At 64.7% G+C, this 11,904-nt stretch carries 8 protein-coding genes and 1 pseudogene; all 9 read left to right on the top strand.

The window, feature by feature from the left end:
• Positions 1–314: pseudogene (locus tag QZ607_RS24850) on the top strand (TIGR02584 family CRISPR-associated protein); the annotation flags it as partial.
• A 50-nt stretch (positions 315–364) separates the two neighbouring features.
• A complete protein-coding gene (locus QZ607_RS24845; protein ID WP_295888665.1) occupies positions 365–2,119 on the top strand; it encodes a hypothetical protein in 1,755 nt (584 codons plus the stop codon).
• Positions 2,116–4,437 (top strand): RAMP superfamily CRISPR-associated protein, encoded by a 2,322-nt coding sequence (locus tag QZ607_RS24840; RefSeq protein ID WP_295888661.1) that lies wholly within the window; start codon positions 2,116–2,118, stop codon positions 4,435–4,437. Before QZ607_RS24845 ends, QZ607_RS24840 begins: the two co-directional genes overlap by 4 nt.
• The gene (locus QZ607_RS24835; protein WP_295888657.1) at positions 4,427–5,929 is read left to right on the top strand and encodes an RAMP superfamily CRISPR-associated protein; all 1,503 of its coding nucleotides are present in this window, start codon (positions 4,427–4,429) and stop codon (positions 5,927–5,929) included. Before QZ607_RS24840 ends, QZ607_RS24835 begins: the two co-directional genes overlap by 11 nt.
• The gene (locus QZ607_RS24830; RefSeq protein WP_295888653.1) at positions 5,926–6,468 is read left to right on the top strand and encodes a hypothetical protein; all 543 of its coding nucleotides are present in this window, start codon (positions 5,926–5,928) and stop codon (positions 6,466–6,468) included. The genes QZ607_RS24835 and QZ607_RS24830 overlap by 4 nt, the downstream gene beginning before the upstream one ends.
• Entirely contained in the window at positions 6,465–8,972 is a 2,508-nt protein-coding gene (locus QZ607_RS24825; protein ID WP_295888651.1) for a TIGR03986 family CRISPR-associated RAMP protein, read from the top strand. The genes QZ607_RS24830 and QZ607_RS24825 overlap by 4 nt, the downstream gene beginning before the upstream one ends.
• Positions 8,973–9,122: 150 nt before the next feature.
• Entirely contained in the window at positions 9,123–10,217 is a 1,095-nt protein-coding gene (locus tag QZ607_RS24820) for a putative CRISPR-associated protein (protein ID WP_295888646.1), read from the top strand.
• A gap of 35 nt (positions 10,218–10,252) precedes the next feature.
• A complete protein-coding gene (locus tag QZ607_RS24815) occupies positions 10,253–10,660 on the top strand; it encodes an HI0074 family nucleotidyltransferase substrate-binding subunit (protein ID WP_295888643.1) in 408 nt (135 codons plus the stop codon).
• Between the two features lie 258 nt (positions 10,661–10,918).
• Complete coding sequence (locus QZ607_RS24810; protein WP_295888640.1) at positions 10,919–11,578, top strand: hypothetical protein; 660 nt, start codon at positions 10,919–10,921, stop codon at positions 11,576–11,578.
• The last annotated feature ends 326 nt before the right edge of the window (positions 11,579–11,904 follow it).

The raw sequence follows: 11,904 nt of genomic DNA, 5'->3' as shown, positions 1-11,904 counted from the left end.
AGGGCCAGCCACCCGCCCGCCACGACACCGATGGCTTCACCGGGCACTACCTCGACGAGCTGCGCCGAATCAGCGGCCCAGACTCCGGCACCGTCGCCCGCGCCGAAGACAAGACCTACGCCCGCGGCATGGACGACGAGCAGTTCCAGGTGCTCAAGACCCGCACCAACGCCGCCATCCGCGCAGCCCTCGGCCAGCAGCTCGCCGCGCCGTACCTCATCGACGATGACGGTGGGGAGCGGCCGTATACAAGATACCAGTTGGCATTGCCGGGCGAGGGAGTTGGGTTTACAACTCTCGGGGTAGGAGATTGACACTTTTCTCACCCACCCGTGAAGTGCAGCAATAAGGGAGAAATCCTGACGTGAACGCGGAGAACAATGGTTACAACTTCCTGGTCCTGATCGAGACATCCGGCAACCAGCGATACCTTTTCAAGACGAATAAATTGCGCGAGAACGTCGGCGCTTCGGAACTGACAAGACGCGTCGGTGAGTGGGTGAAGAGCGCGGTCACTGATCAAGCCGGCATCGTGCTGGCTACGTCCGGAAAAGCGCTGGTCCAGGTGCGTGAGCGCACTGATGGCGAGCGCCTGATTGCGGAGATCACCACCAAGGCGCTCAAGGAGGCACCCGGTATGCAAGTGGCAGGTGCAATCGCGCCATTGAGCGGGTCGCACGGAGACAGCATAGCCGCGGTGCATAAACGGCTCGATGCGAATCGGGACGCGATGGGCTCGATCCGCGCGCCGGTGCTCCCTTGGACGCACCCCTGCGCGACATCCGGACTTTCTGCCGCTGAGTACTGCACGGAAGGGAGGACGACGCTCCCCTGTTCGGCCGAATCTGCCCGTAAGCGCGAAGCCGCCAGCGGGTGGAAGCAGTATATCGGCCGCTTGATGCAGCGTGTGTCACAGCAAAACGACTGTTCACAACTCTTTCTCGCAGGCAATATTGATAAGCTTCAGAATTGGGTCGATGAAACGCAGTGGCTCGGGGTTGTCTTTGCCGACGGTAATGGGCTGGGTCAGATTTTTCTGAATCTGGATGAGCATCTGACAGTACTCAAGCAAAACGGCGGAGAAGAGCTGACCGTTTTCGAGGCGATGCGGCGTTTTTCAGAGGAATTGGAAACGGCGACCGAGAACGCTTTCTTTGCCGCCTGTGAGCACGTCCACTGGCTTGGCGCATCCAAACCAGAGCGACACCGCTATCGCGGCTTCATCCGTGACAACCGAATCGCGGTTCCCGTCATTCCGTTGGTACTCGCCGGCGATGATATGACCGTTCTCGTCGAAGGCGAGTATGCCCTGGCCTTTACCCGGACATTTCTCCGGAGCTTCGAAGAGGAGACCCGGAAATGCAAGACAATCTCAGCCATCGCGGACATCGCTCTCGGCGGCCCGCGACTCTCGGCGGGTGCGGGTGTCGCGCTGGTCAAGCATCACTTCCCCTTCCATCTCGCGCACGAGCTGGCGGACGATCTCCTCAAGTCCGCCAAGAAGGTCAAGCAGAACGTGGTCTATCGCGACTCAAGTGCAACAGCTGATGCGACGCCGCCGCCGTTCCCTGCTTCAGCGTTGGATTTCCACGTGCTTTTCGACGCGTCCTATACGGATCTGGAATCGATTCGCGAGCACCGCATGACCACCCATGGCAAGGCGCGGCTGTACGGGGGACCTTACGTCGTGACTTCGCTGGACGATTTGCAGAACGCACCGCCGGCAGGTCGCGCTTGGGCGAGTTCCCACCACTTTGACAAGCTTATCAAGCGCTTCGAAGCCCTGAACGCTGTTGATGAGGACTCACAGCGGGCGTGCCTGCCCAGCACGCAGATGCACGCACTGCGAGAGGCAGTCGGGCAAGGCAAGACCGTCGGCGATGCCCGGCTCAAGGAGTTGCGCTGGCTGGACGGGCAGGGGCTTGCCACCCTGGTGGAGACGGGCGAATCGCTGTTTGTTGAGCGGTCTGACGTAAAGTCGGGCAGCGTGTGGGCAACACGATTCGTCGATGCGGTCAACGGCGCCGGGTTCTGGCCTGCGGATGATGGAGCAGCGACCGAGGGTGGCGAGCACGCTGAGGACACCGAGAGCCTGCGACAAAGCGGAGGCCCACAATGACCGACACCTTGACCTTCAAGCTGCGCTTCCTGTCTGACTGGCACATCGGCGACGGCGCCGGGGCGCGTGGACACGTAGATGCGGTGGTACGCCGCCATCCTGAGGACGATTTGCCCTACTGCCCGGCGAAGACCTTGACCGGCATCCTGCGAGATGGCTGCGAGCGCATCGCTTATGGGCTGGATCGCGGCGACGCCGCCGGCCCTTGGCACGAAATGCTGCGAGAGATCTTCGGCAGCAACCAGCAGGATGGCGAAGCTTATCGCGCCGCGCGCCCCGCAAAGCTTTCCGTCGGTGCCGCCCGCTTTGCGCCGGAGGTCCGCGATGCGATCGCGAATAAGGCCGACATGCGCGAGGCACTGGTGCTGTTGAAGCCGGGCGTCAAGCTCGACGCTTTTGGAGTTGCGGAATCCCAGATGCTGCGCTTCGAAGAAGCGGTGCTCGCGGGTGCTGAATTGAGCGCGGAATCGGCACTGGCGCTTTCCGGGCCCCGGCGGCGCTCGGCCCTGGCACTGCTCGCCGCCGGTACACAGGCGGTAGATCGATTGGGGGCGAAGCGGCGCCGCGGTGCGGGACGTTGCGAGCTTACGTTGGAAGGCGGGTTGTCCAGTGACAAGCTCCAGGCAGCGCTCAAGGAGGCAACACCGCCTTCCGACGACAAGCAGGCGTCCACGCCGGCACTGCATCTCGGCGGTGAGGCCGCTGGAGGTGCCGGTGCGCACTGGCGGATCGTCCGCCTGGTATTGGACCTGAGCTCACCTGTGGTCGTGCCCGCCGATACCCTCGGCAACATGGTCACGACCCACGACCATATTCCTGGATCGCTGTTGGTGCCGGCGCTGAACCAATGGCTGCGCAAGCTTCTCGGGGACAAGACGACCGGTGCACTCGCGAGTGGCGCCGTTCAAGTACGCAATGCGTACCTTGCCGCCGGCGGGCGACGCTTGCTGCCGGCCCCGGCCGCGCTGTTCAAGCTCAAGGAGGGCATAGAAACCATCAGCCAGCTCCACGGCCCGCCCGACGACAAGCGGCAGCGAAAGCAGGTGCGCTTTGGCTTCGTGGCCACGGACGGTCTGCCCAATGGCGATAAAGCCGCCCTGACCGCCAACACCGTGGCGACGACCCACGCAACCATCGATGACGATGTGCAGCGGCCCACGTCGGGCGTTGGTGGCGTCTACAGCTACAAGGCGCTGCGCCCTGGGCAGCGACTGCTGTCGGAATTGTGGATCGATGCGGGACTGATACCGACTGACGTCGACTTCGACAACTGGCTCAAGCAGGCACCGCGGTCACTGCGGATCGGACGGGCGAAGAAGGATGACTACGGGCGGGTCGCGCTCACCTGCCAGCAGATCACAGCGCCCGGCAAGCCCACGGCAGCAGCGCAAGGACTGACGCTCTGGCTCGCATCGCCCCTGCTGCTGCGCGACGAAGCGCTCTCGCCCGTGTTGAATGCCCATGGCGTCGCCGAAGCGCTGACGGCAGCACTGGGTGTGGCCGTCAAGGTACGCAACGACGGCGAGGGGATATTCCTCCGTCCCTGGCGCGACGACGGCTGGAACAACGCCTGGCAGATGCGCCGGCCCACCCGCTTCGGTCTGGCGCCGGGCTCTTGCTTCGCCTTCGATGCCGAGGCAAAGCCCAGCGCTGATGCGCTCGCACGAGTGCAGGCGCACGGGCTCGGCGAGCGCCGCGGTGAGGGCTATGGTGAGATCGTCTTCAACGCACCGTTGCTTGCGGAGCCGCCCCACAAACCGTTAAGCCGCATTGAGCTTGCCGCAGACAAGCCGTTACAGCAACCCGCCGGGACCCTGCAACCGACCGAGTTCTCTCAGGCATTGCAACGCCGCGCCGGCCGACTCGCCATCCGGCGTAAGGCGCTTGAGCAGGACGCCCGGTTCCGAGAGACGCTCGGCTGGCGCAGCGGCGACGCCCCCTTGCCCCCCAACACCCAGCTGGGCGCGTTGCGCGCGCTGCTGGAGTCGTTGCACGACGTCGGGGGGCTGAACCGTATCCGCTCCTGGCTTGCTGCAACCCAGAACAACGACAAGCGACGCGACAAGTGGCCAAACGCGACAATCCGAACGCTCAACCGCCACCTGGGGGATGACACCCCGAACAGCATCTGGGCATCGCTCGAGATGCCGGGCGGTCCGGAGCCCCTCGCCAACCACAACCGGGAGACCTTGGCCGCAGAGCTGCGCATCGAGGCCATCAAGACGCTCTGGCTCACGGCCATCTCCAGACAGCTGAACGCGAATAATCGCGCACAAACCGTCGGCAGTGCCCGCCAGGAGGCCAGCCATGGCGCGTAAGATTGCCCGCACACTCACGATCAAGGGGCGGCTTGTGTCTCAAACACCAATCCACGTCGGCGGTGCCGAGACCGGCGCCATCACCGACATGGCGCTGGCGGTAGATGGGCTCGGCCGCTATTACATCCCCGGGACATCCTTGGCTGGGGCCATCCGCGCCTACGCCCAAGCTGCGCCGGATGACGCCCTCTGGGGTTATGCACTGGGCGAGGACCAAGGCACGGCCTCGCGGGTGGTGATCGATGATGCGCCGGCGCTGGATGCCCCGGCATCGGAACTCTGGCACGGCAACGGCATCGACCGGCGTTCCGGCACCGCGGCAGACAACATCAAGTACGACCGAGAAGTGCTCCCAGAAGGGACAGCCTTCGACTTCAGGCTGACGCTGGAAGTGCTGGAAGACGAAGACGCCGATCTGCATCGGGGCTTGCTCGCGCAACTGTTGGACGCCCTGGAAGCCGGCGAGGTGCCGCTCGGCGCTTCAGCTACGCGCGGATTGGGCCGGGTCAAGCTGATCGGGGCCGAATGCACGGAGCAGGACTGGGCGACCCCTGAAGGCATTCTCCACTTGCTGTCGGGAACGCCCGGAACTGACTGCCGATCAGGCTGGCAGACCAATCGGGATCTGCATGCGCTCTCGTCTCCACCACGCATCCGCATCACAATCCACTGGCAGCCCAAGGGTCCCTTGATGAGCCGCTCTGCCCGGGATGGCGTGGTCGTGGACAGCCTACCCTTCGTCAGCCGCCGCAACGACGGCAGGCTCGCCTTGGCCCTGCCGGGTGCCGGCATCAAGGGTGCCTGGCGCGCGCATGCAGAGCGTATCGTCCGCACCGTACTTGATCGCGATCACGTTGCCGACAAGCATCACGAACAGGTGGACGTCCCGCTCGTGTCCGAGCTCTTCGGTCGCGCGCGGCGCCCCGACCGGCGCGGCGGCAAAGCCGCTGGCGGGTCGCCGGCAAAGGGCCAACTCGCGTTCGAAACCTGTTACGCCCGCTTCGCACTGTCGTCCCAGCAATGGGATGAGCTGGAGCGGGAAGAGAGCTTGTGGCGACCGGCTCCCAGCTCAGAGCGCCCGATGGCAATGGCCATGCACGTTGCCGTGGATCGCTGGACCGGGGGTGCCGCGGACTCTTTACTGTACAATGCGGTCGAGCCCATGGGCATCGCTTGGGAGCCCCTTGTGCTGCGGCTGAAGCTCGCGGACGAGCCTCGCGCACAGTTAGCCCTGCTCTGGCTTGTCCTGCGGGATTTTTGCACCGGACGCATCCCGCTGGGCTATGGGGTCAACCGTGGCTATGGCGACCTCGAAGTCGAGCGTGTAAGTATCGATGGCCTTGGGGCGGTCTGTGACGGCTGTCCGGATCCGCTCACCCTGGAAGTACAAGGCGGCGAGTTCGTTGATACGAGTATCGAGCCGTTGATCAGCGCCCTGAGAGATGCCTGGGCAACCTGGCTCCGGTCCGAAACCGAGGGAGCAACAGCATGACCTGTTTGTACCGCTTCGCCTGCGCTGATGTGCCGCTGGCCGACTGTCTCGCAAAATCCTTCGCACAGGTGAAGCTGCACGGGCTGCTCCAGGCGCCCGGAGCCATCCGGTTGGTCACCTGGCCGCACCTCCATGACGACGAAGCCGGCTCATTGCTCTCACAGGTCTACGAGGCAAGGCTGTTCAACGAAGACGGAGAGCTGCGCTGGCTTCGCGACCCCGAGGCACCCGGCACGGGACGCGCCGCGTGGATCACGGAAGCTGACGCGCCTGCGCCAGTGGGCTTTACGGCGCTGCCGAGCCTCACTGACCTTGAGACGCTGAGGGGCGGGAAGATCCTCAGCTACGGTAATGATTTTCCGGGCGCGCAGGTCCCGGGCGGACTCGGCGGATATAGGGTCTGTGAGTACATCGGACGGGCGCCGGAGCCAGCGGGTACTGACGGAAACCGCATCATCGTCGAGCATAGGCTGCTGAGCATCCTGACACCAGCAGAAGCGGCTGAAGAGATTGCACGAGATGAGGGAGTGGCACCATGAGTGACCAAGCGGCAAAAGCCGAAATCCAGGTCCGAGACGTCAAAAGTGGCCCGCAGGCTTACATCGTCGTGCCGACGAAGAAAGGCACACGCGATGTCCCGCTGAACAAGGACAAGCTGAGCCGCGAGCTCGCCGATGTCTTTGCCAATGCGCCAAGGTCCTTGGCAGGTCGTGAAGTCGAATACCTGATGGAGGGCGGCCAAGTCCAGAAGGTCTGGGACGCCGGCAAGGAATGGGATGGCTCGCATGTGTCTGCGCCGAGTGCCAGGCGGGATTCACAGAGCGGCGGTGGGCCTGCCCGGCCAGACCAACACCGCCCCGAGAACCCCGACCGACGACGCGCGGAGTCTCAGAACACGGGCGACAGGGGTAAGTTCGAAAACCCCTACAACTTCATCCCGGTGTTGCCCAGGACTCGCGAGCATCCGACCCTGGGCGACAAGACACCCGCAGGGCATCACCGCTACCACCCGGGACACTGGAGCGGCAGCATCACCGTTGAGCTGACCACAAACACGCCGCTGCTCGTGCCGGATCTGGGCCGTGCAGATGCGAATGACCACAAGACGTTCGGGCTGCGGGTGGACGAGCACGGCAGTCCGATCCTGCCCCCGACCAGCATCAAGGGTGCCTTGCGCTCGATGTACGAAGCCTGCACCAACAGCCGGATGGGCATCCTAGAGGCCCATGATGAGCGGTTGGCGCTGCGCATGCCTGCGCCGGAAGGCGTCCAGCTCATCCCCTGTCGCATCGTCAACGCGAGTAACGGCGCCCTGAGCGCTGAGCTGCTACCGGGGCTGTCGGATGTCGGGCGCGATGGCAGGCCTAGAGGTCGCGGCGAGGACTCGTTGATGTACGGGGCGTGGCTTCACCGCTACCGCAAATACGACCGGACCTCCCAACCCAGACGCGATAAGCACGAGGGCCAGGAAGCCCTGCGCTATCCCAGTGGCAGCTTGCCCGCGCACGGCGACCACGTGTACGTCCGCCTGGAGCGGCGATCCCATCGCTCGCGCCGATTCTCGTTTCTCGCCGTACGAGAGATTGTGCCCGCGGCGCAGCAAGCGGCCTGTCCTAAGGGATGGCACGAAGGCTTCGTCTTCGTGTCTGGCCCGAACATCATGAACAAGCACGAGGAGCGGGTGTTTCTCCTCACACCGAAGCGAATCAGCCTGCCCCTGCAAGAAGAGCATATACAGAACTGGAAACGCTTGATCGAAGATTATCAGGCCATTCATCGCGACGAGATCCAGCAGCGGAAGGCGCATAACACATCGGCCTCTGACTACCTCGACCACGAACCTGGCAAGACGGGATTCTCGCGCCACGTTGTCACCACGGGCGCCGAGACCCTCAACGCAGGGACATTGTGCTACGCGCGCATCGAAACAGATCGCAACGACCGGCCTCAGCGAGTCCTCGCCCTCTATCCTGTTTCCATCACGCGTATGCTTTTCGATGACCCGCCGAGCAAGCTTCTCAATGAAACCCTCAAGCCCGCAGAAGCGCCGGAGGCCCTTTCGCCTGCCGACCGGGTGTTTGGCTGGGTAAACCAAAGCGGTCATGGCAGCTTCAAGGGACAACTGCGTATCGGCGCAGTAACTTGCCCGGACGGCGCCGGTGCCGTCGAACGCTTCGATCCCAACTCTGGCGTACCGCTCGCCATTCTCGGCCAGCCGAAGCCGGCGCAAGCCCGGTTCTACGCTGCTCGCAACTCCCAAGGCGAGCCCCTACCGCGGGGCGTGGACAAAAGGGACGCATACCGAAAAGGCGGCGGGCTGCGCGGACGCAAGTTCTACCCACATCAGCGGCAGGCTGAGCTGTCGGGGTACTGGGAGCAGAGCAACGATGTGACGGAGCCGCTGCAAGCGCAGCTCGACAATCGTCAGGTCTATCGGGAATGGCTGAGCCATGAGGGCGAACGTTCGGATCAAAACCGATCCATCACGGCTTGGATCAAGCCAGGGACTCGCTTCGTCTTCGACATCCATGTTACGAACCTGAATGATGTCGAGCTCGGAGCGCTGTTGTGGCTGCTGCGGGAATTCGAGACGGGTCATCTGCGCATCGGCGGCGGCAAGCCCCTTGGGTTCGGCTCGGCAAACCTGAGTGCCACATCCCTTGACCTGAGAGACGGCGAGGCGTTGAAGGAAGATTACGCTGGCTTCGGCAGCCGCAGCAACGCAGGGCGCCGCATCACTGGAGGTACGCACGTCGAACCTGTCATTTCTGCGTACCAGGCCGCCCTCGCCGACGCCATCGGAACGGGCGGCACGGGGTTTGATTCGCTGCCATTGATCCGCGCCCTCCGACATGCGCTCCGGGGCGGCAACCTGCCAACCCACTATCCGCGTACGGACGATCAGAACGGCCCCGTCGGTGACAGCTACAAGTGGTTCGTCAAGAATGAGGCAAGGGATCGCAGACGGGATGAACGCTACAGCCTGCCGGATCTCGCAGCAGAGGATCGCGGTCTGCCTACACTCATCGAAAACCCGCAATAGACATTTGCACAAGCTAAGGCGCGACTCCGCTTTGCGGCGACGTCGACGGATAGTCTGTTTGGCTCACTTCCTACGCACGTTGCTCGGCCGAGTCCTTTAGACCGAGAGCGGTGGTCGAACCATGCGCTACGCCTGCGGAGGCGGCTCACCATGCGAAAACTGGTCGTTTCAACCTGCGGCACCAGCCTGTTGACGAACCTCGCCGGTAACCAGCGCGGGCTGGTGATTCGCCATGCGAATGCGCGCGAGCCGGCTGAAGTACCGGCAGAGGACCGTGCGGCTTTGGAGCAGCTCATCCAGCGCGGCCGGTCTGAACTGGCCGGTGCGGATGCGCAAGCCCAGGAACGCCTGTCCGCGGAGCTGAACGGGCTGTTGCGCCTGTACGACGGGCGGCTCGGCGACGGCGGGGACCATCACTGGCTCATCGCCACCGACACCTGGCTCGGAACTGCCATTGCCGAGCTCATCTCGGAGGTGCTGGAGACGGCCGGGCACGGCGTCGAGGTCAAGCGCATCGCCGATCTGCGCACCGACGACCTGGGCGAGTTCCGCGCGGCCATGGCTGAGCTTGCGCGGCTGTGCGCCCAGGAGCTGCGTGGCATGGCACAGGGTGGCTGGCGGGTTGTTTTCAACCTCACCGGCGGCTTCAAGAGCGTGCAGGGATTCATGCAGGCGCTCGGCATGCTGTACGCGGACGAAAGCGTGTACGTCTTTGAGCGCACCCGAGAGCTGCTGCGGCTGCCGCGTCTGCCGATTGCCATCGACGCCGATACACTGGTTCACGAGCATCAGCACGTCTTTCGGCGGCTAGCGGCGGGACTGCCGGTGACGGTGGCAGACGCAGCCGAGCTGCCTGACACGCTGACGATGGAGCTGGACGGCCAAGTGACCTTGTCCGTGTGGGGCGATGTCGTCTGGAGTCAGGCAGGCCCCGAGCTGCTCGGAGAACGGCTCTGGCCAGCGGTGGACGACAAGCTGCGCTATGGGGAGGAGCTGGAGCGCAGCGTCGCCAAGTGCAGCGCCGACGAGCTGCGCATGGTGAACGAGCGCCTGAGCGATCTTGCGCGGCGCCTGCATGACAACCAGTACAACCCGGATCGCCTGGACTTCACGAAGCTCAAGACGCCACATGGCCGCTGGACCCACGAATGTGATGCCTGGGCCAGCGGCGCGGCCAAGCGACTGTTCGGCTATTTCGACGATGGGGTCTTTGTGGTGGATCAGTTGGCGGCGGCGTTGCACTGAGTCTTGCCGGGCGACCCTTCAAGCGCAGCGCAACGATGCTCGACCTCACCCCCCTCGCAAAAGCCCTCGCCGCCCTCGACCGCGGCCTCGTCCGCTGGAAGGCGGCGCCGCTGGACGAGGAGCTGCGCGATGCCTGCATCCAGCGCTTTGAGTTTACGTTCGAGCTGGCATGGAAGATGCGCAAGCGACGATTGCAGCTCGATCTGCCGGATGCGCAGGAGGTGGACCGCATGACCTGGCGTGGTTTGATGCGGGCCGGGGCCGAGCAGGGCCTGGTGAACGATGTGGATGCCTGGATGTTGTACCGGGAGAAGCGCAGCATCACGTCGCAGACCTATGACGCGGCCAAGGCAGCAGAGGTCGCCGCGGTGATCCCGGCCTTTGCGGCCGATGCCCGTTCGCTCTATGACCGACTTTCCGCCCGGGGTGGCGCCGATGCTTGATCTGACGATGCTGAGCTGGGTTGAGCTGGTGGCGTTGGCGCGGCTCGCGGTTGGGCGGCGACGTCCACCGTTGTCCTCGGCTGCGCAGCGGGTAGGACTGTCACGGCTGCTGCGTCGCAGCGCTCGGGGCGCGCAGGCAGATGGGCCGCCGCGCGCAGGCCACGCGCACCGTGCCCGCGGCATCGGCATTCGCACCCCGCGCTTGAGCGCAGTGGCTCGTCCCCGGTGCGGAGTCCGTCTTGGCCGGGGCTTGCAGCCATGCTGACCGGCGACAACGGCCAGCTCTTCGGCTGGAGCCAAGCGACGTGGAACCTGCTGGATCAAGCGGGCATTCTGCTCGGGGTCGCGCTGCCGACCCTGACGCTGCTGCTGGGCGTGCTGGCCTGGATCAAGCGCGACCGGTTGCGTGCCTGGCTGCGCCGTAATCGGTTTCCGGCCGTGGGCGGCTTGGTCCGCGAGGATGCGCGCTGGACTGCGATCTTGTTCACCGTGAGCCGCAAGGAGGTGCCGACCTGGGTCATGCAGCGGACCCGTCCGTCCTGGGTCGGCTTCATCGGCAGCCAGAGCCAGGCGGAGCCCGTGCAGGCACTGGAGCACGTGGCGGCGGAGGCCGGCATCCGCGTCGTGGGTACGCGCTTGGTCCGCGATCCGGACGACCCGGCAGAGGCCGTCGCAGCCGCCAGAGAGCTGCTGGCCGCGCTCAGTGCCAGCGGCGTGACCAACGTTGCCGTGGACGTCACGGGCGGCAAGGTCCCGATGAGCCTGGGCGCCTTCATGGCCGCGGAGGAGGCCAAGGTCGACAGCATCTACGTCAGCGTGGAATACCGCAACGGCGCGCCACAGTCCGAAACGGCGAGTATCCGGCGGGTCTCCGGCAACCCGGGGGCCATGGCAGCGACGAACACGGCCCGGGCTTGACCTGCGCACTCTGGTCGTCCAACGCGGCTTCGACCGCCGCGACGCGGGTGCAAGAGCGGCCGGGCGTGCAATGCTGCACTGCATGGGTGTGATCCGCTGGTGTCAGCGCCGCAGATCGCACCCCGGCGTCACCGAGCCCCCGGCGCGCGAAGCCGGCTGAAAGCCCGCGATCCCAGGCGGTGCCGGCATGCCGTCCAGGTTGATGTGTGCAAATACAGCAGACAGTCCATCACGATCGGTATGCCATGCTCTACCTCCTCAACACCCCCATCCTCACCGCCTACGGCACCTTCCGCTTCTCCGGGCCAATCTCGCCGGATGTGGCG

The organism is uncultured Thiohalocapsa sp. (genome assembly GCF_913063425.1).
Classification (GTDB): domain Bacteria; phylum Pseudomonadota; class Gammaproteobacteria; order Chromatiales; family Chromatiaceae; genus Thiohalocapsa.
The sequence above is the reverse complement of the archived record's forward strand: the minus strand, read 5'-3'. Positions and strand labels throughout refer to the sequence as shown.